Below are 21,942 nucleotides of genomic sequence, written 5' to 3'. Positions count from 1 at the left end.
CCGGCGGTGCCCGCGCCCGGCGGCGCACGAGGGGCCCTGCGGTCGTTCGGGTGGATGAGTGCGACACAGCGGCCGGGCGGTCCGTGGGGGTTCGGGCCATCGGGAGGCCGGGCCCTCGGGTGGTAGTGCGGCCAGTTGTAACGTCCGGCTACCCCTCTCCTGTTACTTGTGTGTTTCCACCACATAGCTCGTGGGTGACGTCACTTCTAGCGTGGGCCGTCACGAAGAAGTTCTCTCCCTCCGAGTCCTCATGTGGAGTCGCAATGACGGTCCGGACGACGCGGCGGGTGTTCCTCTCCGCCGCCACGATGATGGCCGCGGCGTTGGCCGCCACGGCCTGTGGCAGCCCGCAGGACACCGCCACCGGCGGCGGCGACAGTGCCGCGCCGGTCAAGGTCGGCCTGGTGTACTCCCAGTCGGGTGCCCTGGCCAGTTACGGAAAGCAGTACATCGAGGGGTTCAAGGCGGGGCTCGACTTCGCCACCAAGGGCACCGGCAAGGTCGGTGACCGCAAGATCGAGCTGACCGAGGTCGACGACGCGGGCGACCCGGCCAAGGCGGTCTCCGCGGCCAAGAACCTGATCGGCAAGGGCACGAAGATCATTGCCGGCTCCACCGCCTCCGGCGTGGCGCTCCAGGTCGCGCCGATCGCGGCGCAGAACAAGGTCCTGTTCATCTCCGGGCCGGCCGCCACCGACGCGGTTACCGGGGCGAACAAGTACACCTTCCGCTCTGGTCGCCAGTCGTACCAGGACGTGGTGACCGCGAAGTCGTTCATCGGCGACCCGGCCGGCAGGAAGGTCGTGGTCTTCGCCCAGGACGGCGCGTTCGGCGACGCCAACGAGGCGGCGGTCAAGGCGGTCATCGGCGGCGCGGGCGCGACCGTGAGCAGCGTCCGGGCCCCGGCCAGCGCCACCGAGTTCACCCCGTTCGCCAGCCAGATCAAGACGGCCAAGCCGGATCTGCTCTTCGTCGCCTGGGCCGGCGCCACCGCCCCGGCCATGTGGCAGAGCCTCGACCAGCAGGGCGTGCTCTCCTCCACCACGGTCGTCACCGGCCTGGACATCCGGGCCTCCTGGCCGACGTTCGGCGCCGCCGGCACGAAGATCTCCTTCCTGTCGCACTACTTCGACGGGGCGAGCGACACCGAGGCGTCCAAGGCCGCCAAGGCGAAGATCCCCGGCGGCACGCTCGACCTGTTCCACCCGGACGGCTTCGCCGCCGCCCAGATGGTGGTCCGCGCGGTGCAGGAGGGTGGGGACGACGTCGACAAGATGGTCACCGCCCTGGAGGGCTGGAGCTTCGACGGGGTCAAGGGCAAGATGACCATCCGGGCCGCGGACCACGCGCTGCTCCAGCCGATGTTCCAGGCCAAGCTGACCGGCAGCGGCACCGCCTTCACGGCGACCGCGCAGAAGAGCCTCACCGGTGACGAGTCCGCGCCGCCGGCCGTGGCCATGAAGGGCTGACCCATGCTCGCCACCCGCGGTCTGACCTGGCGGATCGGTGAGGTCGCCATCGTCGACAGCGTCTACCTCGACCTGGCGCCCGGGGAGTTCCTGGGCGTGATCGGGCCGAACGGCGCCGGCAAGACCTCACTGTTCAACCTGATCACCGGCCTGCGCCGGGCCACGGAGGGCCGGATCACCCTGGACGGGCAGGACATCGAGGCGCTCCCGCCGCACCGGCGGGCCCGCCTCGGGTTGGGCCGTACCTTCCAGGCGTCGTCGGTCTTCGGCTCGCTCAGCGTGCGGGAGAACGTCCGGCTCGCCGTGCAGGCGCACCGCGGGGGCTCGATGAAACTGTGGCGGCGGGCGGCGGCCGACCGGGAGGTGGCCGCCGCCGCCGACGCGGCGCTCGACCGGGTCGGCCTCGCCCACCGGGGTACGGCGCTGGCCGGCACCCTCGCGCACGGCGAGAAGCGCAAGCTGGAGATCGCCCTGCTGCTCGCCGGTGAACCGCGGGTGATGCTCCTGGACGAACCGATGGCCGGGGTCAGCGCCGAGGACGTGCCCGAGCTGGTCTCGGTGATCAAGTCGTTGACCGGGGACAGCGGCCGGGCGGTGTTGATGGTCGAGCACCACATGGACGTCATCCTGGAGCTGGCCGACCGGATCGCCGTCATGCACCACGGCGCACTGCTGGCCTGCGACACCCCGGAGACGGTGATGGCCAACCCCACGGTGCAAGAGGCCTATCTCGGAGAGGCGCTATGACCGAGCCGATCCTGAACGTGGAGGATCTGTCGGTCCGGATCTCCGGGCTGCACATCCTCCAGGGCGTGTCCTTCACGGTCGCACCCACCGGCGTCACCGTTCTGCTCGGTCGCAACGGTGTCGGCAAGACCACCACGCTGCGCGCGATCGTCGGCCTCACCCCGCCCGCCGGGGAGGTCCGCGGCACCATCCGGATGGGCGCGCAGAGCCTGCTGGCCCGCCCCACCCACCGGCTGGTCCGCGGCGGGCTCGGCTACGTGCCGGAGGACCGCTGCGTGTTCGCCGGCCTCACTGTCGCGGAGAACCTGCGGCTGGCCGAGCGGCGCGGCGTCAGCCCGGCGTACGACAAGGTCTTCGCGCTCTTTCCGGAGCTGGACCGGCGCGGACGGCAACGGGCCGGCTCGCTCTCCGGCGGGCAGCAGCAGATGCTCGCGATCGGCCGGGTGCTGCTCAACGACAACCGGCTGCTGCTGGTCGACGAGCCGACCAAGGGGTTGGCGCCGAAAGTGGTGACCGAGGTGGCCGAGGTGCTGGAACGGGTCGCGGAGTCCGTGCCGGTGCTGCTCGTCGAGCAGAACCTGGCGGTGGTCCGGCGGCTCGCCAGGGACGCGGTGGTGCTCGCCGCCGGCAAGGTCGCCTGGACCGGTGACGCGCAGGAACTGCTGCTGGAGACGGCGCTGACCAGGTCCCTGCTGGGCGTGGGCAGCGGCGAATCGCACCACCCGGCAGAGCCGGGCCGCGCCGCGGCGGGGAAGGACGGCCACTGATGGGGACCGTGATCCTGTTGACGCTGACCGGGCTCGGCCTGGCGGCGCTGTACTTCCTGGTCGCCTCCGGGTTGTCGCTGGTCTTCGGCCTGGCCGACGTGCTCAACTTCGCGCACGGGCTGTTCCTCGGCGTCGGCGCGTACGCGACGTGGTGGGCGGCGGGCAACCTGCCGGGCGCCGGGTCGGACGGGTTCGGCTTCGTGCTCGCGGTCGTCTTCGGGGTGGCCGCCGGCACGCTGGTGGCGGTGCTGGTCGAGCTGGTGCTGATCCGGCCGCTCTACTCGCGCACCATCGAGCAGGTGCTGGTCACCGTCGGCCTCTCGCTGGCCGGGGTGGCGCTGCTCCAGGCCACCTGGGGCGCCGACGCCCGGCCGTTCCCGCGGCCGGACTGGACCCGGGAGGTCACCGGGATCCTCGGCGCGCAGGTGCCCAACGGCGGGCTGCTGCTGATCATCGCGGCGGTGCTGGTGCTGGGCGCGCTGCTCGCCTTCCTCCGCTGGACCCGCTACGGCCTGGTGATCCGGGCCGGGGTGGAGAACCGGGAGATGGTCACCGCACTCGGCATCGACGTGCGCAAGGCGTTCACCCTGGTCTTCGCGATCGGTGGGGCCGCCGCGGCGCTGGCCGGGGCGCTCGGCGGGGTCTACTTCGGCACCGTCTCGCCCGGGCAGGGCAGCTCGCTGCTGATCTTCGCGTTCATCGTGGTGGTGATCGGCGGGATGGGCTCGGTGGTCGGCTCCGCGTACGCGGCGGTCGCCGTCGGGCTGCTGCAACAGTTCGTCAACTACTACGGCCCCTCCGGTCTCGGCGACGTCTGCGTGGTCGGGCTGCTGGCCGTGGTGCTGCTGCTGCGCCCCCAGGGCATCGCCGGAAAGGTGGCAACGGCATGACCGAGGTCAAGAGCCCCGAGGTACCCGCCCCGCCGGCGGCGGTACCCGCCGAGCTGACCCCCGGTCGCGGGCGGTGGCACCGGGTACGACCGTTCCTGCCACTGGTCGCGCTGGTGGTCGCGCTGATCGTGCCGTACTCGACGCTGCCCCTGCCGGGGATCTTCGAGGGACCGCTGAACTCGCCCGGCACCCTGCAGGTGCTCGCCGTCTGCCTGGTCTTCGGTGGCCTCGCTGCCGGTTACGACCTGCTCTTCGGCCGAACCGGGATGCTCTCCTTCGGGCACGCGCTCTACTTCGCCGCCGGGGTGTACGGCACCGACATCCTGGTCACCAAGGCCGGGTTGCCGCTCTGGCAGGCGGCGCTGCTGACCGTCACCGGCGGGACGATCCTGGCCGCGCTGCTCGGCGCGGTGGCGCTGCGTACGGTCGGCATCGCGTTCGCCATGGTGACGCTGGCCTTCGCCCAGGTCGGGGCGATCCTGGTGGCCCGTGACTTCGGTGGCTTCACCGGCGGTGAGGAGGGCCTGCCGCTGGACGTCTCCGGGCTACCCGCCGGGCTGGTCGGGGTGACCAACACCGTCAACCTCTACTGGTTGGCGCTGGCGTACCTGACCCTGGTGGTCTTCGTGGTGCACCGGGTCTCCGGCTCGCCGACCGGGCGGGTGCTGGCCGGGTTGCGCGACGACGAGCGCCGGATCGGCGTGCTCGGGCTCGACCCGTACCGCTACAAGCTGGTGGCGTTCACCCTGGCCGGCGGGCTAGCAGCGGCCGGGGGAGCGGTCTACTGCCTGATCGTCGGCGGCGCCTCGCCGCACATCACCTCGTCCGAGCTGACCCTGTCGCTGCTGGTCATGGTGGTGCTCGGCGGGCCGGGCACGCGGTGGGGGCCGGTGCTCGGCGGCGTCCTCTACATGTACCTGGACCACCGGCTCACCGCGTTCGGCAGCTCCGACGCGGTGGAGAGCCTGCCCGCCGTGCTCAGCCGGCCGCTCTCCCAGCCCCTCTTCGTGCTCGGCACCCTCTTCATCCTGGCCGTCTACTTCTTCCCCGGCGGCCTCGCCAGCCTCGGTCCCCGCCTGACCCTCCTCCGCCGCTCCCTACTCCCACCCTCCCGCCGCTGACCCACCCCCGCACCCCGCCCCGGCCGCACCCCGCGTCTCACCCCGTCGATCATGAAGTTATAGCCGTGACAAGCCGCGGCGGATGGCGATAACTTCATGATCGACGGGGTTCTGCGCCAGGGGAGGTCGGGGAGATGGACTCGCGGGTTGCGGTTGTCAGTGGGGGCGGGACCGGGATCGGGGCGGCCGTCGCGAGGGTTCTTGCCCGGGACGGGTACGACGTACTGATCGTCGGGCGGCGGGTGGAGGTGTTGACGGCCACCGCCGAGCAGATCGCCGCCGACTGCGGGCGGCCGGACGCCGTCACCGCCGTGACCGCGGACCTGACCGACCCAGAGCAGCTCGACCGGGTCCTGGCGGCGGTCGGCGGTCGACCGGTCGACGTGGTGGTCAACAACGCTGGCGGCTACCTGGGCGGGGACACCGGCACGTTGGCCGGAACCGCCGCACACTGGCGGGCCAACCTGGACGCCAACGTGCTCACCGCCGTGCTGCTGACCGAGGCGCTGCGACCGGCCCTGCGCCGTCCGGGCGGCCGGGTGATCCTGGTCAGTTCGATCGCCGCGCAACGTGGCGGCGCCGGGCCGTACTCGGCGGCGAAGGCGGCGCTGCACGGCTGGGCGTACGCCCTGGCAGCGGAGCTCGGCCCGGAACAGATCACGGTCAACGTGGTCAGCCCCGGCTACGTCGCCGACACCGAGTTCTTCGGTGACCGGATGACGCCGGAGGGCCACGCGACGCGGGTCGCGGCGACCCTGGTCGGGCGAGCCGGGCTACCGGACGACGTCGCCGAGGCGGTCCGCTATCTGGCCAGCCCGACAGCCGGCTACGTGACGGGCCAGGTCCTGGGCGTCAACGGAGGCTCAGTCCTCGGCCGCTGAGCACCCGCACCCTGTTGATCAAGAGGTTTGCGTCAGGATTCGGCCGGAGGATGACGCAGACCTCTTGATCAACAGGGGGATGACGGACGGCGCTGGTAGAAATGCCGGGTGGAGACAGCAGAGCGGGCGTCGGTACGGGAGCGGGCCGAGGCGGTGCTGCGCCGGCTGGCCGGTGAGCACGCCCGGCTGCGCGAGGACCAGTGGCGGGCGATCGAAGCGCTGGTCGTGGACCGGCGGCGGGTGCTCTGCGTGCAGCGCACCGGCTGGGGCAAGTCGGCGGTCTACTTCGTGGCCACCGCGCTGCTCCGAGACAGCGAGCAGGCCGACCAGGCCGGCCCGACCGTCATCGTCTCGCCCCTGTTGGCGCTGATGCGTAACCAGGTCGAGGCGGCCGCTCGAGCCGGCATCCGGGCCCGCACGATCAACTCGGCGAACCTCGACGAGTGGGACGAGATCACCGCCGAGATCCAGACCGGCGCGGTGGACGTGCTCCTGATCAGCCCGGAGCGGCTCAACAACCCGGACTTCCGCGACGGCGTACTGCCGAAGCTGGCCGCGACCACCGGGCTGCTGGTCGTCGACGAGGCGCACTGCGTCTCCGACTGGGGGCACGACTTCCGGCCGGACTACCGGCGGCTGCGCACCTTCCTCGCCGAGCTGCCGGAGCGCACCCCCGTGCTGGCCACCACCGCCACCGCCAACACCCGGGTCACCCAGGACGTGGCCGAGCAGTTGGGTGACGCCCTGGTGCTGCGCGGCACGCTGGACCGGGAGTCGCTGCGCCTCGGCGTGCTCGACCTGCCCAGCCCGGCGCACCGCCTGGCCTGGCTCGCGGACCACCTGGACCAGCTGCCCGGCTCCGGCATCGTCTACACGCTGACCGTCGCGGCGGCTGGGGAGACCGCCGAGTTCCTGCGCACCCGGGGCTACCCGGTGGCCTCGTACACCGGGCAGGCCGACGACGCCGACCGGCGGGCCGCCGAGCAGGACCTGCTGGACAACAAGATCAAGGCGTTGGTCGCCACCAGCGCGCTCGGCATGGGCTTCGACAAGCCCGACCTGGGCTTCGTCGTCCACCTCGGCGCGCCGCCCTCGCCGATCGCCTACTACCAGCAGGTCGGCCGCGCCGGCCGCGCCGTCGAACACGCCGAGGTGCTGCTCCTGCCCGGTGCCGAGGACGCCGCCATCTGGCGCTACTTCGCCTCGCTCGCGTTCCCTCCCGAGCAGCAGGTGCGGGCCGTGCTGGCCGCCCTGCACACCGACCGCCCGCTTTCCACCCAGGCACTCGAGCCGCTGGTCGACCTGCGCCGGGCCCGGTTGGAGCTGATGCTCAAGGTGCTCGACGTGGACGGCGCGGTCCGCCGGGTGCGCGGTGGCTGGCTCGCTACCGGCGAGCCCTGGGTCTACGACGAGGCCCGGTTGCGGCGCGTCGCCGAGGCGCGCACCGTCGAGCAAGAGGCCATGCGGGAGTACGCGACCACGTCCGGCTGCCGGATGCGGTATCTACGTGAGTGCCTCGACGACACCGGGGCGGCCGACTGCGGCCGGTGCGACCGGTGCGCCGACCCGCTCTTCGGCTCGGACGTGTCGACGGCCGCGCTCACCGCCGCGCAGACGTTCCTGGGGCGGCCCGGCGTGGAGATCGCCCCGAAGAAGCTGTGGCCGACCGGGCTGGACGCGGTGGGCGTACCGCTGAAAGGCCGGATCCCCCCGGCGGAGCAGGCGCTGCCCGGGCGTGCCGTGGGGCGTCTCTCCGACCTGGGCTGGGGTGGTCGGCTGCGCGACCTGGTCGGCCCGGACGCTCCCGACGCCCCGGTGCCCGACGATGTGGCCGCAGCGGTGGTGGAGGTGCTGAAGGCGTGGGCGCACGGCGACGACCCGTGGCCCCGTCGCCCAGCGGCGGTGGCCGCGGTCGGCTCCCGACGGCGGCCCCGGCTGGTCGGCTCGCTGGCCGAGCGGATCGCCGCCGTGGGTCGGCTGCCGCTGCTCGGCGAGGTTTCCCCGACCGGTCCGGGTGGCGCCGGCGGGCCGCGCGGCAACAGCGCCCAGCGGGTCCGCGCGCTGCATGTCGCGTTCACCGTGCCGGCCGAGCTGGCCGACGCGCTGGCCGGGCTGGCCGGACCGGTGCTGCTCGTCGACGACCTGGTCGACTCGGGATGGACGATGACGATGGTGACCCGGGTGCTGCGCCAGGCTGGTGCGCCGGACGTGCTTCCGCTCGCCCTCGCTGTGGCCGGCTGAGCCCGCCGAGCCGCCCTCGCCGGCCGTTCCGCAGCCCGACGGGCGGTCCCCTCCGGCGTCCGCCGCCCCTGGCCGGTCGGCCAGCCCTGGTGGTGGCGGAAAAGTTCCCGGGCAGGGCGGATTGCGACAGTCGCCACGCCGCCCCGGCGTCGCCCGGGACCGGCCGGCCGCGGCGGTACCGTGGGCGGCATGACCGATCAACCGTCCGTCACCGCGTACGCCATCCCCGGGATGACCTGCGAGCACCGCGTGCGGGCGGCCGTCGGCGACGGTGTCCACGCGCTGGACGCCAGCGGTGCCTGACCGGATCTCCACCACGCCGGACCGGAGCACACTCCGGCTGGCGCTGGTGGTCGGCGGGCTGGTACTCGCGGTGCTGCTCGGCTTCGGCCTGGGTCGGATGAACGCTGGCGGCGCCACCAGCGCCGGCGGTACGGCGCTGGCCGCCGACCACACCCACCCGCCGGGCACGGAACCGCACGACCACGGCAGCGCCACCGTTGCGGACCAGGGCGCGGGCGCGGAGCCGGGCGGCCTGTCGGTCAGCTCCGCCGGGTACACCCTGGCCCCCGAGGCCACCGAGTTCCCGGCGGGCCGTTCCGGGCAGCTCCGGTTCCAGGTACGCGACGCGCAGCGCCGGCCGGTCACCCGCTTCGCCGTGGTGCACGACAAGCCGATGCACCTCATCGTGGTCCGCCGGGACCTGACCGGCTACCAGCACCTGCACCCGACCATGGCGCCGGACGGCACCTGGTCGGTGCCGTTGACCCTCGCGCAGCCCGGCGTTTGGCGGGCGTACGGCGACTTCACCGTGGTCGCCGACGACGGCGGCCAGACCGCGGTGACCCTCGGCACGGACCTGGTCGCGCCCGGCGGCTACCAGCCCCGTTCGCTGCCGGCGCCGGCCACCTCGACGGCGGTCGACGGGTTCACGGTGGGCTACCAGGGCGGCCCGCAGGCCGCCGCGACGGTGCCGCTCACGTTCCGGATCGACGCCGCTGGCGGCGCCGCCCCGCTGGAGCGCTACCTCGGGGCGTACGGGCACCTGGTGGCGCTACGCGAGGGCGACCTGGCCTACCTGCACGTACACCCTGAACCGGAACTCGTGGACGGCCAGGTCAAGTTCTGGCTGACCACCCCCGGCCCCGGCCGCTACCGCCTCTACCTCGACTTTCAGGTAGCCACCAAGGTCCACACCGCAGAGTTCACCCTCACGGTCCCCTAACCCCCCGGGGCGGTGCCGGGGTTAGCCGGCGCGGCGGATGGGGCGGCGGGCCAGGTAGCGGAGCAGGTCGCGGATGTGGTGCTTCTCCTCGGCGGGGACGGTGGGGTCGGCCAGCCGGTCCAGGATGGCGCGAACGTCCGCCTCGACCGGGCCGTCGTCGTTGCGTCGGCGGGGTGCCGGGCCGGCGTCGGGCAGCCCGAGCGCCCGGAACGCCGCCGCGACCGGCAGATCCAGCGCGGAGCAGAAGCCGCGCACCTTCGCCAGTTCGGGGTAGTCCTGCCAGTCACCGGCCAGCCAACGGAACACCGTGGAACGGCCCACGCCCGTGTGCGAGGCAAGGTCGGTGACCGTCCACCCGCGTTCGTCGCGAGCGTCGTCGATGGCGCGCCGGACGAAGCGGGCGAAGGCCATCTGTGGTGAAACGTCTGCGGAACCCATCCCTGCGGGTCTTCCCCTTCCGGCCGAAGCACTGGGGCATGCGCTTTCCGAGGGTAGTACGCCGAGGGGTGGAAACAATTGACTGACCGCACAAACTGTCCCGTGGATGGGACTTTTGCTGAGCCGGAGTATGGGCCAGGCCGGAACGCGTACCCAGCGATCATCGTCGTTCTTCCACTAGGCTCGGTGCCCGTCCCGGCATGGCGTGCTCGCCTGCCGCGTCCGACCGGACCACCTGTCGAGGAGCACCATGGCCGACTTGAGCCGCCCCCAGCCGTACCAGCCCGGTGCGGTGAGCCTCTTCTTCGTCGCCAAGGCCGGCGTCTTCGCCGCCGCGCTCTGGATCTGGTTGCTGGTCCTGGTGCTCCGCACCGACGCGGCGACCGGCGCGCACGTGCTCGCCGCCACTGGCGCGATCACCACCACGCTGGTGGCAGTGGTGCTGGGCGCTCGGATGGCGTTGCAGCACAACGCCGCCGTGCGGCACGCGGAGATGAAGAAGCTGCTGGTCGACATCTCCTGGAACGCCTTCGCTGCGGCCGGCAACGCCGAGAGCGCGGGCAAGGTGGTGCCCTTCCCAGCCGGCGCGGCCGACAGCGAGTGGGCAGCCCAGCGGGCGGGCAGCGACCGGGTGTCGGTCTTCGACCGTGGCTCTGGCGGGCGGGACCGCGGCAGCAACGGCGACCGCCGTCGCTAGCCGAGGGGCGACCCGTCGTCGTTAGGCGGCGGGCGGCTCGTAGGTGGCGAGCAGGGTCTCCAGCCGGGGCGTGACCCGCCACTGGTCCACCAGCTCGCGATACTCCGCACGTTGCGGACCGGTGGCCCCGGTACCGGTACGGCGGGCCCGGATCAGCAGGTTGCGCGGGGTGTGCTGCGAGTCCACGAACTCCACCACCTCGGCCCGGTACCCGTGCACCCGCAACAACCCGGCGCGCAGCGCGTCGGTGAGCACGTCGGCGAAACGCTCCCGCAGGATGCCCTGTCGGGTCAGCAGCTCGTACGGGGCCGGGGTGGGTTGGGCGCGTAGCTGTTTCGCCAGGTCGTGGTGGCAGCAGGGCGCGGCGAGCACCCAGCGGGCCTCCCAGCGCACCGCGCGGGCCAGCGCCTCGTCGGTGGCGGTGTCGCAGGCGTGCAGCGCCAGCACCAGATCCGGTGCGGGGTCGACGATAGCGTCGGCGATCGTGCCGGCCACGAAGCTGACCCGGTCGGCCCAGCCCAGTCGCTGTGCCAGCTCGGTGTTGCGCCGCCGCTGGTCCTCCCGGACGTCCACGCCGATCAGCTCGACGGCGAGCCCCCGGCCGGACAGGTAGCGGTACGCGGCGAAGGTCAGGTACGCGTTGCCACAGCCCAGGTCGACCACCCGCAGCGGACCGGTCAGGTCGTCCGGCAGGGTCGCCGCCAGGGCCCGCAGGAACGCGTCCACCTGGCGGCGCTTGGCCGCCGAGCCGCCGATCTCGGCGAAGATCTCATCGCCCGGGTCCAGCAGGTACTCCTTGGCCCGGTCGTTCCCGGCGGGTGGCGCGACCGGCCGGGCCGGCGCGGCGGCCCGGTGCACCTGCGCCTCGCCGGACTTCGTCACCCGGAGCTGGAGCGTCGCGTCCGTCGTCTCCACGTGCCAGTTGCCGAACGGCTCCGCCAGCAGCTCGTCGATCGCCGCGGCGGTCTCCGGGCCGGGGGTGACGTTGCGGGTGTACGGGCGGGCACCGTCGGAGGTGGCGATCTGGAGGCGCGGCCCGGCCTTGAGGGTCACCGGCCGCAGCTCGGCCCGGACCACCGTCGGACGGCGGCCACGGCGGCGCCCGGCGGCGACCGCCCGGGTCAGCGCGGGATCGAGCAGCAGTGCCCTGACCTGGGACAGGGCGGCGTCCAGTGGTTCCGGCATCGTTCCATCTTCTGACGGTGGGGTGGGAAGGGAACATCCCCCGTACCGCGCGGGGCGGTGCGGGGGATGTCGGGTGTGGCTGTGCGTCAGTCCGCGGTCGCCTCGGCCGGCGTACCCGCGCCGGAACCGCCACCACGGCGACGGCGACGGCGACGCGGCTTCGACGGCTCACCGTCGGTCGCGGCCACCGGCTCGGCCGGGGTCGTGTCGGCGGAGATCACCGCAGTCGGCTCGCCCACGGCCGCCTCGCCGGCCCGGCGGCGACGCCGGCGGCGGGGGGTGCGGGTGCCCTCTTCGTCGACGGCGGCGTTGTCCGCGGGTGCGTCGGCGGCCGGCGTGCCGGCGTCGGTGCGGTCCCGACGGCCGTCGCTGCGACCGCGGCGCTCGCCCCGGCCGTCGCCACGACTCTCGCCACGCCGGGAGCCCCGGCCGCCGCTGTCGCCACGCCGGGAGCGCGTGCCGCCCAGGTCTTCCTCGATCTCGGCGGACAGCCCGGCCCGGGTCCGCTCGGCGGTGGGCAGCGTGCCGGTGATCTCGGTGGAGATGTGCAGGTCGGTGTAGAGGTGCGGGGACGTGTGGTACGTCTCCGGCGGCTCCGGCATCTCCAGACCGAGGGTCTTGTCGATGATCCGCCAGCGGGGCATGTCGTCCCAGTCGACGAAGGTCACCGCGACACCGGTCGCCCCGGCCCGGCCGGTCCGGCCGATCCGGTGGGTGTAGGTGTCCTGGTCTTCCGGGCAGTCGTAGTTGATGACGTGGGTGACGCCGGTGACGTCGAGCCCGCGGGCCGCCACGTCGGTGGCGACCAGAATGTCGATCTTGCCGGCCCGGAACGCCCGCAGCGCCCGCTCGCGGGCACCCTGGCCGAGGTCACCGTGCACCGCGGCGACCGCGAAACCGCGGAAGTCGAGATCCTCGGCGACTCGGTCGGCGGCCCGCTTGGTGCGGGTGAAGATCATGGTCAGCCCGCGCCCCTCCGCCTGGAGGATGCGCGCCACCACCTCGACCTTGTTCATCGAGTGGGTGCGGTAGACCAGCTGCTGGGTCTGCGGGGACGGGCCGGTCTCGGCGGTGTGCCCGGCGTGGATCGTCATCGGCTGACGCAGGAAGCGCCGGGACAGGGTGACGATCGGGTCCGGCATGGTGGCCGAGAAGAGCATCGTCTGCCGGTCTTCCGGCAGCATCGCCAGGATCTTCTCGACGTCGTCGAGGAAGCCCAGGTCGAGCATCCGGTCGGCCTCGTCGAGGACGAGTGCGTGCACCCGGTCCAGACGCAGGTGCTTCTGCTTCTGCAGGTCCATCAGCCGGCCGGGGGTGCCGACCAGGATCTCCACGCCCTTGCGCAGCGCGTCGATCTGCGGCTCGTACGCCACGCCGCCGTAGATCGGCAGCACCCGGACGCCCCGCGTTCGGCCGGCGGCGGCCAGGTCCTTGGCGACCTGGATGCCCAGCTCGCGGGTGGGGACGACGACCAGCGCCTGCGGGACGCCGTCGCTGCCCTCGCCCGGCGCGAAGACCCGCTCCAGCAGCGGTACGCCGAAGCCGAGGGTCTTGCCGGTGCCGGTGGGCGCCTGACCGATCAGGTCGACGCCGCGCAGCGCGATCGGGATCGCGTACTCCTGGATCGCGAACGCGCGGGTGATGCCGGCCGCGGCCAGCGCCTCGACGGTCTCGTCGCGAGCGCCGAGTGCGGCGAAGGTGGGGGCCTCCGGTCGAACCGGGGCGGTGGGGGCCAGTTCCTGGCCGTCCATCAGATCTTGAGTCAATTCGCTCATGTGGATGTGGGGGTGCCCTCTCGTGGGTGCGCCCCGTCATGTCCTCAGGGCGCGTTCGGTATGACGCGGGCCACACGGTCGGGGGCGGACTGCCGAGCCGGACCGGGCCGCACGCGCGCCGCAGGCTGAGCTTCGATCAGATCGGCGCCCACGGCAACTGCTCTATGCTACCTGAACAGGCATACCCCCGTCCCGATTCCCGGCCGGGGTGAGTCCAGCCGGGGCAACCAGATGTGACCCGGGTCACAATGTTCGGGTGTGGGTCGTGCCACGCGCGGGGCACCCACGCCCCGACGACGAACGGTAACCTGCGCTCGTGTCCGCGCCGACCACCCCCGGTCCCGCCGTCGCCGACCTGCTGGGTCTGGTCGCCTTCGGTGAGCTGCTCGCCTTCGAGCGGATGGCCGGCGACGCCCGGCTCGCGCCCGATCTGCACCGCCGCGCCGCGCTGAGCGAGATGGCCGCCGCCGAGATCGCCAACTACCGCCGGCTCGCCGACCGGCTCACCGCGTTGGGCGTGCCGCCGGCGGACGCGATGGCGCCCTATCTGACGGCCCTGCAGGCGTACCACGACTCGACCGAGCCACGGGACTGGGCGGAGGTCGTGACCAAGGCGTACGTCGGTGACGCCATCACCGACGACTTCCTCCGCGAGATCGCCGACGCGTTGGACGAGCCCGACCGGGCGCTGGTGCTGGACGTGCTGCACGACTCCCGGTACGCGGAGTTCGCCGCCGCGGAGATCCGGGTGGCAGTCGCCGCCGACCCCCGGGTTGCCGGCCGACTCTCCATGTGGGCCCGGCGGCTGGTCGGCGAGGCGCTCTCCCAGGCCGGCCGCGTGGCCGCCGAGCGGGCCGCGCTCACCACGCTGATCGCGCAGGACGACCGGGTCGACGTGCCGGGGCTGTTCCGGCGGCTCACCGCAGCGCACACCGCGCGGATGGCCGCCGTCGGGCTGAACAACTGATCACCCGGGCCGCCGGGTGCGGTGCCGGCCCGCGGCAGGTGGGCCAACGCCGACCTGCCGCGATGGCCGAACCGGTCAGCGGCAGGTGGGCCAACGCCGACCTGCCGCGATGGCCGAACCGGTCAGCGGACGGTGAAACCGACCGCCCGGGGCGACGCCTCGGCGATCTCGACGTAGGCGACCTTCTCGACCGGAACGATGACCCGCCGGCCCTTCTCGTCGGTCAGGGAGAGCGTGCCGCCGTTGCCGGCGAAGGCGTCGGTCACGATCTGCTCGATCTCGGCCGGCGACTGCGCGCTGTCCAGAACCAGCTCGCGCGGCGCGTACTGCACGCCGATCTTGACCTCCACTGTGCCTCCTCAACTGGGGCGAAAGAACCGCCCTGCGAAGGCTATCCGATCACGGGGGCGGTGGTCAGGCTGACTCACCTTGCAGCGGGAAGCTCGCGATGCCCCGCCAGGACAACGCCGCCACCAACGCCTCGGCCTCGGCCTTCGGCACCTGTCGACCGCCGGCCAGCCAGAACTGCGCGGCCGTCTCCGCCGCGCCGACCAGCCCGGAGGCCAGCAGCTCGGCGTGCGCCCGGCTCACGCCGGTGTCCGAGATGATGGTGTCGGTGATCGCCGCGATGCAGCCCTGCTCGACCCGCTCGACCCGCTGCCGCACCGCCGGATCGTTGCGCAGGTCCGACTCGAAGACGAGGCGGAACGCCTCGCTCTCGTGGTCGACGAAGTCGAAGTATGCCCGCACCGACGCGCTGACCCGCTCCTTGTTGTCGCTGGTACCGCGCATCGCGTCGTGCACCTTTGCGACGATGGCGTCACAGTGCGTGTCCAGCAGGGCCAGGTAGAGCTCCATCTTTCCCGGGAAGTGCTGATAGAGCACCGGCTTGGAGACCCCCGCCCGCTCGGCGATGTCGTCCATCGCCGCGGCGTGGTAACCCTGCGCGACGAACACCTCCTGCGCCGCCGCGAGCAGCTGCTTACGGCGCGCTGAACGGGGCAGGCGGGTGGGCCGGCCGGCGGTCTGTGCACCGTTCCCCACAGCGGTCATGGGATCCTCCGAGTTCTCCGTACGAGCCGGCATTTTCCCCCCAGACCGGGCGTGGCCCGTGACCCCCGTCGTGGAAATGGCCCGCCGCTGTAACTTATCGCCACTGTCACCACACGGTAGCCTCAGCGAGGGCGACCAAGGAGCGCGCGGTGAGTGAAACAGGGCAACCCGGAGCCGCCACCCCGGGAGAGCACGGTGACGGAGCGGGTCAGCACGACGACCCGGGCCGTTCCGGCAGCGGGTGGGCGCCCCCGGCGGGCGGATGGTCCCGGGCCGCCGAGCGCGAGGACGCCCGGGAACAGGCGGCCCGCTGGCAGCCCGATGCCGCGTCCGGTTGGCGTACGTCCTCCACCCGGCACGGCGACCTGCCAGCATCCCTGCCCGGTGCCACCGACCCACCGGCCCGGGTCAACGGCCACCACGCCAACGGCGTCCGCCACGCGGGTGCCGAAGCCAACGGCGTCCACCACCCCGGTGCCGAAACGCCGGCTGGCCGCCCGGCGCCGGTGAGCGCGCCGCCCGGGTCGACCGCCGAGGACCGGCGCGACCAGGCCAGCGACCGCCTGGTGGTGCCCGCCCAGCGCCCGGCACCGCCGCAGGAACAGGGGCCTGGCGAGCCTGACAGCGGCCCGGCCCGACACTCCACCGTCGATCCTGCCGCCGGCCAGAGCGCCCGCTGGGCCGACCCCGGTATGCCCACCTCGGCGCCCCCCGGCGTCCAGGTGCCACCCGTCGGCACCGCCGCCTCGGGCTTCGAGGTCCCGCCCGGTTTCCACGCACCCACCGCCGAGCGGCCGTCCGCCGACGAACCGCCAGCCGCGCCGCGCGGCTGGCGCGACCCGCTCGCGCCGCAGGCATCGAGTGAGCCGAGGCGCATCCCCGACCGGGCCGCCGGGCACGCCGACGATTCCGAGTCGGGCCGCGCCGCCGAAGGCCCCGTGCCCGGGGACACGCCCCGGGCAGGGGAGTCGCCGGCGATCGAGCCGGACTGGTCCGGGCCGAGCTGGAATCGCCCGAGCTGGGGCAGCGGCTGGGCGCCGCCCTGGTCCCGACAGGATGGCGAGCCCGCCGCACGCTCGACACCGGACGAGCCCGCGCCGGGTTGGGTCGCCGACCCGAACGTGCCGTACGAGCCGGCACGCGTCGAGCCGACCCGCCCGTACGACCCGGTACGCGCCGATCCGCCGCGCGGGTACGACGTCGCCCGCGACGAACCTGAGCCCGGGGCATCGACCGAGCCGGCTGCGGCGGCTGGTGCCGCTGTGCCGGGCGAGGGTCCCTCCTGGGCCGGTGGACGACCGGCACTGAGCCCCACCGGCACACCGCCGGAGTCGTCCCGGGCCGAGCCGGCGGATCGCCCCTCCTGGGCCGGCGGTCGCCCCGCCCCGACCAGCGGCCCACCCGCCGACCGGCCCTCCTGGGCCAGTTCCGCGCCGACAAGTGCCCCCCGGGTCGAGCCGACCAGCGCCCCGCGGGCCGTCCGGCCCTCCCCGGCCGGTGGATCGGACCCGGCGCCCACCAGCGGCCCGCCGTCGCGTCCGTCCTGGGCCGGTCCGGCCCCGACCAGCGCTCCGCCCGCCGTCCGGCCCTCCCCGGCCGGTGGATCGGACCCGGCGCCCACCAGTGCCCCGCCGTCGCGTCCGTCCTGGGCCGGTCCGGCCCCGACCAGCGCTCCGCCCGCCGTCCGGCCCTCCTGGGCCGGTGGACCGGAGCCGTCGCCGACCAGCGCTCCGCCGTCGCGTCCGTCCTGGGCCGGCGAATCGACGCCCAGTAGCGCACCCACGGGCGACCGGCCGTCCTGGGCCGGCCCGGCGCCGACCGACCCGCCGCTGCCGACCGAGGCTCCTCCGGCGCCGGCCGGAGCACCTCCGGCGCTGTCCGACGCACCCCCGGAACCGACCGGTCCGGCGCTCGTGGCGGAGCGGCCCTCCTGGACCGGCCGGTCGCCGGCCACTCCGGCGGGCGAGCCGCGGACCGAGCGGGCCGACTGGTCCGAGGGACGCCTCCCCGCGGCCCCGGCCGAGCGCCCGTCCTGGCCGGCCAGTCGGTCCGCGAGCACGCCCCGTGCGAGCGACGTGGGGGAGCCGTCCGGCCCGCTCCGGCCCGAAACCCGATCGACCGCGCCGTTCCGGTTCCGGCCGGAGACCCCCGAGCCGCCCCGTTCGGCTCCGGCGGCCACCGGCCCGTCACCCGCTGCCAACGCGCCGACCCCGACCGGTGCCGTCCCGGCCCCCTCGACGAGCGGGTCCGGGCGCAGCGACCGGCCCTCACCCGCGCCCGCCCCGACGAGCGCTCCTCCCTACGCGGCTCGCCGATCCGCGCCCGATCCCGCGTCGCCGGTCGACCCGGCCGACGGCGCTCGGCTGCCGGACCAGACGTCGGCGGTGCTGCCGCAGCGCGTTCCTGCGGAACCGGACGTGCCCGTCGTGCCGGAGCCGCCAGCCGTGGAGCCACCCGCCGAAACCCCGGAACTCGCCCGTATCGCCACCCACCTACGTCGTGACGACGAGCCCGCGCCCCTGCGGGAGCGCCCCGAGGGGTTCGACGTCAACGCCATCCTGGACGCCGTCCGGGAGGTCGCCGGCGTGCGGGACGCGGCGCTGCGCCGTACCCCGGCGGGAGCGCACAGTCTCCGCCTCGACCTGGCCGACGGCGCCGACCCGGCCGAGGTGAGCCGGCAGGTGGCGCGGCTGCTCCAGGAGCGGATGGGGTTGGCCGCCGCCCCGCAGAACCTGCCTGGCCTGCCCAGCACGCCGGCTCCGCCGGTCCGCCGCCGGGCGGCCGAGCCCCGCTCCGCTGAGCCCCGGCAGGCTGAGTCCCGGCAGGCTGCGCCCCGGCAAACCGAGCCCCGGTCCGCCGAGCGGCGTTCTCCAGAGCCCCGGCCCGCCGAGCCGCGCGACGCCGGTGCGGAACCGCGTACCGGCGAGGTGCGGGCCACCGGATCGGTTGCGCCCGGTCGGGTCGAGGCCACGCCGCCGAGCCCTGAACAGCAGGTGGGAGCGGACGGCTCGCGCCGTCGCCGGGCGATCGCCCCGCACCGGGGCCGCGCCACGGTGGAGGAGCCGGGGTCGGTCTCGGCCGCGCCGGCCGGTGCGGCCACCGGCAGTCCCGCGACGCTCGGCACGTCGTACTCCGGTGGTCAGGTGACCACCACGGAGTCGGCGCCGTCCCGGCCGCTGGAGACGGGCGGCACGCCGGGGCCGCGGGTGGTGATCGACCACGTGCAGGTCAGCACCTTCGGCCTGGACGCCAACGTGGAGGTCCGGCTGCTGGCCGGCGGTGAGAGCGCCGCCGGTTACGCCACAGGCCCGGCGGTGGACGGCTACGTCCTGCGGCTCTGCGCGGTGGCCGCGGCCGCCGCCGTGGACGAGTTGCTGCGCGGCGCGGAGAACGCCGAGCGGGGGCGCTGCTTCGTGGAGCACGCGGCGGTGGTGCCGTTCGGCAACTGCGAGGTGGCCACCGTGGTGGTGCTGCTGGTGTGCGAGGGCTGGGTCGAGCAGCTCGCCGGTTCGGCCCTGGTCGCCGGCGATCCGAGACAGGCGGTGGTCCGGGCGACGCTGGCAGCGGTGAACCGTCGCCTGGAGGCGCTGCTGTCCTGAGTGGTCCGGGGCAGACTGGAACGATGAAGCCCGCCACTCTCTGGCCGGACCATTTCCTTCCCGAGGCCCGTGTCCCGCCGCCGTGGCCGGGTCGGGCGGTCCGCCTCGACGGCTCGGTCACGTACGTACGGGACACCCCGGCCACCGCCGCCGGCGCGGAGCCGGCGTTGTACGTGCACGGCCTGGGCGGCTCATCGCAGAACTGGACCGACCTGGCCGGCCTGCTCGCCGATCGTCTGGACGGCCAGGCCATCGACCTGCCCGGCTTCGGCCGCAGCGAGCCGGGCCGCCGCTACACCGTGCCGGCCTTCGCTGATCTGGTCGTCCGCTGGATCGAGCACTCCGGTCGGGGTCCGGTGCACCTGTTCGGCAACTCGCTGGGCGGTGCGGTCGTGGTTCAGGTGGCCGGGCTCCAGCCCGACCTGGTGCGCACCCTCACGCTGATCTCTCCGGCGCTGCCGTTCCTGGACTTCCGTCGCTCGTTGCAGGGGCGCCTGCTGCCGGTGCTGGCCGTTCCCGGGGGTGAACGGTTGGTCGCCCGGCGGCTCACCCAGCTCGCCCCGGAGGTGATGGCCGAGCAGGTGTTGGAGGCGTGTGTCGCCGACCTCAGCCGGATCTGCGCGCAGCGCCGCGCCGAGGCGCTGGAGGAGATCCGGGTGCGCTACGAGGCGGAGCACTACGCGGCCGCGTACGTCCGGACGTTCCGCGGGCTGGTCTCCAGCTTCCTGCGGGCGTACCTGCCGGGGTCGGGCTCGCTGTGGCGGCTTGCCCGGGCGGTGCGCGCGCCGACCCTGGTGGTGGGCGGTCGGCAGGATCGGCTCGTCGACGTGCGGGTCGCGCCGCAGACCGCCCGGGCCATCCCGGACAGCCGGCTGCTGATGCTCGACGGCGTCGGCCACGTGGCGCAGATGGAGGTGCCTCGGCTGGTCGCTCGGGCGGTGGTCGGCCTCCTCGCCGAAACGGAGGAGACCGCCACGCGGCCTGATCTGGCAGGCTGAGCCGGATGCGCACGTCCTCCCGCCGCCCTGGTCGCCGTCACCGACAACTCGCACTGCTCGCCCAGCTGGTCGCGGTCGTGCTGGCCGTCGGCGCGGTGGTGACGGTGGTCGCCGAAGGGCCGGGCGGGCATCCTGGCGCCGACCGGCTGGCCGCCGACGAGATCACCGGGCCGCCACCGCTGGTGGCCGCACCGTTGCCGCCGTCGGCCGACCCGTCGCCGTCCGGGTCGCCGGTCGCCCCGTCGAGTGCACCCCCGGTGCTGCGGCTGTCCGGGGCGGTGCCGACCGCCGGCACCGGTCGGTTCGGCTACGACGACCGCACCGGGCCGTTGCTGGGCCGCGCGGGTGAGCTGCGGCGCTACCGGGTGGCGGTCGAGTCGGGCAGTGGGGAGGACCCGGTCGCGTTCGGGCAGGCGGTCCAGACGGCACTCGCCGGGCCGGGGAGCTGGGTCGACAGCGGCCGGCTGAGGTTGCAGCAGGTGCCCGGGGGCGCGGCCCGTGACTTCACCGTCTACCTGGCCACCGCTCGCACGGCGGGCCGGATGTGCGCCGACGGTGGAGTGGACATCCGGGTCGGCGGCCGGCCGTATACCTCGTGCCGCGCGCCCGGCAAAGTGGTCATCAATCTGGACCGGTGGCGGCTGTCCGTGCCGCACTTCGTCACGGCCCGCGTGCCGCCGGCGGTCTATCGGACGTACGTGGTCAACCACGAGGTGGGCCACCAGCTCGGGCACCGGCACGAGCGCTGCCCGGGCGCCGGTCGACCGGCTCCGGTGATGATGCAGCAGACCCTCTTCCTGAACGGGTGCCGGGTCAATCCGTGGCCGTACCTCGAGGGTCGCCGCTACGCCGGCCCCGCGCTCTGACCGCCTGGTCCGACACGCCGAACCATCGCGACCATCAGGCGTATTGCGTTAATCGCGGCAAAGGCGGGGAAATGCCCGAATAATCTGGCAGGCTCGAGTTCATGACGCCGTCGTCCCCTTACGGCCCGCCTCGGCCGCCCGGCCCGTCCGGCCGGTCGGAGTACCGGGCCCCGGACGCACGGCCCGCGCTGGTCCGGATGCTCCGACGACGCCGTCGCAGCCTGGTGCTCGGCCTGCTCCTGCTCGCCGTCGCCGCCGCCGCCGCCGGAGTGACGTTGACCCGGGGCGGCGAGCCGCCGGCCGGGCCGCCACCCGTCACCCATGGCCGGATGGGTCATGGCGGTGGGGTGGGCGCGCACCCGGCACCAACCAGCTACCCGTCCGTCGGCGCGGGCCGCTTCACCTCCGCCGACGCTGAGACCGCGGTGCACGGCGAAGACGGGCCGCTGCGCCGTTACCGGGTCGCGGTCGAACGCGGCACCGGCCAGGACGCCGACGCCTTCGCCGACACGGTGGACGAGGTGCTTGCCGACCCCCGTAGCTGGATCGCCTCCGACGAGCTGCGGGTGCAGCGGGTCGCCGACGCCGGTGCCGCCGACTTCACCATCTACCTGGCCACCCCGGTCACGTCGGAGCGGATGTGCGCCGAGGGTGGGCTGACCACCGAGCGCTACACCTCCTGCCGCCTCCCCGGTCAGGTCATCATCAACCTGGCGCGCTGGCTGGAGGCGGTGCCGGACTACGGCGCCCCGCTGGAGACGTACCGGACGTACGTGATCAACCACGAGGTCGGCCACGAGCTCGGCGAGGAGCACGAGGCCTGTCCGGGCCCCGGCGAGCCCGCGCCGGTGATGCAGCAGCAGACGTACGGCCTGGAGGGCTGCGTCGCCAACGCCTGGCCCTACGTCGACGGTCGTCGTTACGCGGGGGACATCGTCCCCTGATCGACCCGGTCGTCGGTTATTCCCGCTCCCGCATCGCGGGCCACGTGTCCTCCCTCATGGCCGAGCATCGGGCCGGCGA

18 protein-coding genes and 1 pseudogene are annotated in these 21,942 nt (G+C 74.0%); 14 read left to right on the top strand and 5 right to left on the bottom strand.

Going from position 1 to position 21,942, the window contains the following annotated elements; genetic code table 11:
* Nucleotides 1-263: 263 nt before the first annotated feature.
* From ACWD6N_RS25845 to ACWD6N_RS25810, 8 genes are all read left to right on the top strand, one after another.
* The gene (locus tag ACWD6N_RS25845; RefSeq protein ID WP_354964858.1) at nt 264-1,469 is read left to right on the top strand and encodes a substrate-binding domain-containing protein; all 1,206 of its coding nucleotides are present in this window, start codon (nt 264-266) and stop codon (nt 1,467-1,469) included.
* 3 nt (nt 1,470-1,472) lie between these two features.
* Complete coding sequence (locus ACWD6N_RS25840; RefSeq protein WP_354964857.1) at nt 1,473-2,216, top strand: ABC transporter ATP-binding protein; 744 nt, start codon at nt 1,473-1,475, stop codon at nt 2,214-2,216.
* Entirely contained in the window at nt 2,213-2,983 is a 771-nt protein-coding gene (locus ACWD6N_RS25835; RefSeq protein ID WP_354964856.1) for an ABC transporter ATP-binding protein, read from the top strand. Before ACWD6N_RS25840 ends, ACWD6N_RS25835 begins: the two co-directional genes overlap by 4 nt.
* Nucleotides 2,983-3,873 carry a branched-chain amino acid ABC transporter permease gene (locus ACWD6N_RS25830; RefSeq protein ID WP_354964855.1) on the top strand — a complete coding sequence of 297 codons (891 nt, stop codon included), beginning with the start codon at nt 2,983-2,985 and terminating at the stop codon, nt 3,871-3,873. Before ACWD6N_RS25835 ends, ACWD6N_RS25830 begins: the two co-directional genes overlap by 1 nt.
* A complete protein-coding gene (locus ACWD6N_RS25825) occupies nt 3,870-4,994 on the top strand; it encodes a branched-chain amino acid ABC transporter permease (protein ID WP_354964854.1) in 1,125 nt (374 codons plus the stop codon). Before ACWD6N_RS25830 ends, ACWD6N_RS25825 begins: the two co-directional genes overlap by 4 nt.
* Nucleotides 4,995-5,128: 134 nt before the next feature.
* Nucleotides 5,129-5,875, top strand: coding sequence for an SDR family NAD(P)-dependent oxidoreductase (locus tag ACWD6N_RS25820; RefSeq protein WP_354964853.1), 747 nt, complete (start codon nt 5,129-5,131; stop codon nt 5,873-5,875).
* Between the two features lie 108 nt (nt 5,876-5,983).
* Entirely contained in the window at nt 5,984-8,116 is a 2,133-nt protein-coding gene (locus tag ACWD6N_RS25815) for a DEAD/DEAH box helicase (protein ID WP_387324509.1), read from the top strand.
* A gap of 295 nt (nt 8,117-8,411) precedes the next feature.
* On the top strand, nt 8,412-9,341 hold the full coding sequence (locus tag ACWD6N_RS25810; RefSeq protein WP_354964851.1) for a hypothetical protein: 930 nt from the start codon (nt 8,412-8,414) through the stop codon (nt 9,339-9,341).
* Nucleotides 9,342-9,362: 21 nt separating this feature from the next.
* Here ACWD6N_RS25810 and ACWD6N_RS25805 read toward each other — a convergent pair whose 3' ends face one another.
* Complete coding sequence (locus ACWD6N_RS25805; protein ID WP_354964850.1) at nt 9,363-9,779, bottom strand: helix-turn-helix domain-containing protein; 417 nt, start codon at nt 9,777-9,779, stop codon at nt 9,363-9,365.
* A 250-nt stretch (nt 9,780-10,029) separates the two neighbouring features.
* On the opposite strand from ACWD6N_RS25805, the gene ACWD6N_RS25800 reads away from it, so the two are divergent.
* Nucleotides 10,030-10,476 (top strand): hypothetical protein, encoded by a 447-nt coding sequence (locus ACWD6N_RS25800; RefSeq protein ID WP_354964849.1) that lies wholly within the window; start codon nt 10,030-10,032, stop codon nt 10,474-10,476.
* A gap of 21 nt (nt 10,477-10,497) precedes the next feature.
* Here ACWD6N_RS25800 and ACWD6N_RS25795 read toward each other — a convergent pair whose 3' ends face one another.
* Both ACWD6N_RS25795 and ACWD6N_RS25790 read right to left on the bottom strand, forming a co-directional pair.
* Complete coding sequence (locus tag ACWD6N_RS25795) at nt 10,498-11,661, bottom strand: class I SAM-dependent methyltransferase (protein ID WP_387324513.1); 1,164 nt, start codon at nt 11,659-11,661, stop codon at nt 10,498-10,500.
* A gap of 86 nt (nt 11,662-11,747) precedes the next feature.
* Entirely contained in the window at nt 11,748-13,436 is a 1,689-nt protein-coding gene (locus ACWD6N_RS25790) for a DEAD/DEAH box helicase (protein WP_354964847.1), read from the bottom strand.
* A 316-nt stretch (nt 13,437-13,752) separates the two neighbouring features.
* Here ACWD6N_RS25790 and ACWD6N_RS25785 point away from each other — a divergent pair, with 316 nt between their 5' ends.
* Nucleotides 13,753-14,403 (top strand): ferritin-like fold-containing protein, encoded by a 651-nt coding sequence (locus ACWD6N_RS25785; protein WP_354964846.1) that lies wholly within the window; start codon nt 13,753-13,755, stop codon nt 14,401-14,403.
* A 122-nt stretch (nt 14,404-14,525) separates the two neighbouring features.
* Here the strand turns inward: ACWD6N_RS25785 and ACWD6N_RS25780 are convergent, their stop codons facing one another.
* Complete coding sequence (locus tag ACWD6N_RS25780; protein ID WP_030329796.1) at nt 14,526-14,753, bottom strand: DUF3107 domain-containing protein; 228 nt, start codon at nt 14,751-14,753, stop codon at nt 14,526-14,528.
* 64 nt (nt 14,754-14,817) lie between these two features.
* A complete protein-coding gene (locus tag ACWD6N_RS25775) occupies nt 14,818-15,456 on the bottom strand; it encodes a TetR/AcrR family transcriptional regulator (RefSeq protein ID WP_354964845.1) in 639 nt (212 codons plus the stop codon).
* A gap of 1,889 nt (nt 15,457-17,345) precedes the next feature.
* Between ACWD6N_RS25775 and ACWD6N_RS25770 the strand changes: the two are divergent.
* From ACWD6N_RS25770 to ACWD6N_RS25755, 4 genes and pseudogenes are all read left to right on the top strand, one after another.
* Nucleotides 17,346-19,055 (top strand): annotated as a pseudogene (locus tag ACWD6N_RS25770) (hypothetical protein); the annotation flags it as partial.
* Nucleotides 19,056-19,078: 23 nt separating this feature from the next.
* Entirely contained in the window at nt 19,079-20,053 is a 975-nt protein-coding gene (locus tag ACWD6N_RS25765) for an alpha/beta fold hydrolase (protein WP_354964843.1), read from the top strand.
* Nucleotides 20,054-20,058: 5 nt separating this feature from the next.
* Nucleotides 20,059-20,919: a DUF3152 domain-containing protein gene (locus tag ACWD6N_RS25760; RefSeq protein ID WP_354964842.1), complete on the top strand. Its 861-nt coding sequence runs from the start codon at nt 20,059-20,061 to the stop codon at nt 20,917-20,919.
* A gap of 101 nt (nt 20,920-21,020) precedes the next feature.
* Nucleotides 21,021-21,863, top strand: a complete 843-nt coding sequence (locus ACWD6N_RS25755; protein ID WP_387324518.1) for a DUF3152 domain-containing protein — start codon at nt 21,021-21,023, stop codon at nt 21,861-21,863.
* The last annotated feature ends 79 nt before the right edge of the window (nt 21,864-21,942 follow it).

This window comes from Micromonospora sp. NPDC005163, assembly GCF_053599835.1.
This window is presented reverse-complemented; position numbering and strand designations above follow the sequence as displayed.

Bases quoted from the DNA above. Each gene is read 5' to 3' on its own strand.
- ACWD6N_RS25845 (WP_354964858.1), top strand. From the start codon at position 264: ATGACGGTCCGGACGACGCGGCGGGTGTTCCTCTCCGCCGCCACGATG.
- ACWD6N_RS25840 (WP_354964857.1), top strand. From the start codon at position 1,473: ATGCTCGCCACCCGCGGTCTGACCTGGCGGATCGGTGAGGTCGCCATC.
- ACWD6N_RS25835 (WP_354964856.1), top strand. From the start codon at position 2,213: ATGACCGAGCCGATCCTGAACGTGGAGGATCTGTCGGTCCGGATCTCC.
- ACWD6N_RS25830 (WP_354964855.1), top strand. From the start codon at position 2,983: ATGGGGACCGTGATCCTGTTGACGCTGACCGGGCTCGGCCTGGCGGCG.
- ACWD6N_RS25825 (WP_354964854.1), top strand. From the start codon at position 3,870: ATGACCGAGGTCAAGAGCCCCGAGGTACCCGCCCCGCCGGCGGCGGTA.
- ACWD6N_RS25820 (WP_354964853.1), top strand. From the start codon at position 5,129: ATGGACTCGCGGGTTGCGGTTGTCAGTGGGGGCGGGACCGGGATCGGG.
- ACWD6N_RS25805 (WP_354964850.1), bottom strand. From the start codon at position 9,779: ATGGGTTCCGCAGACGTTTCACCACAGATGGCCTTCGCCCGCTTCGTC.
- ACWD6N_RS25800 (WP_354964849.1), top strand. From the start codon at position 10,030: ATGGCCGACTTGAGCCGCCCCCAGCCGTACCAGCCCGGTGCGGTGAGC.
- ACWD6N_RS25795 (WP_387324513.1), bottom strand. From the start codon at position 11,661: ATGCCGGAACCACTGGACGCCGCCCTGTCCCAGGTCAGGGCACTGCTG.
- ACWD6N_RS25790 (WP_354964847.1), bottom strand. From the start codon at position 13,436: ATGAGCGAATTGACTCAAGATCTGATGGACGGCCAGGAACTGGCCCCC.
- ACWD6N_RS25775 (WP_354964845.1), bottom strand. From the start codon at position 15,456: ATGACCGCTGTGGGGAACGGTGCACAGACCGCCGGCCGGCCCACCCGC.
- ACWD6N_RS25765 (WP_354964843.1), top strand. From the start codon at position 19,079: ATGAAGCCCGCCACTCTCTGGCCGGACCATTTCCTTCCCGAGGCCCGT.
- ACWD6N_RS25760 (WP_354964842.1), top strand. From the start codon at position 20,059: ATGCGCACGTCCTCCCGCCGCCCTGGTCGCCGTCACCGACAACTCGCA.
- ACWD6N_RS25755 (WP_387324518.1), top strand. From the start codon at position 21,021: ATGACGCCGTCGTCCCCTTACGGCCCGCCTCGGCCGCCCGGCCCGTCC.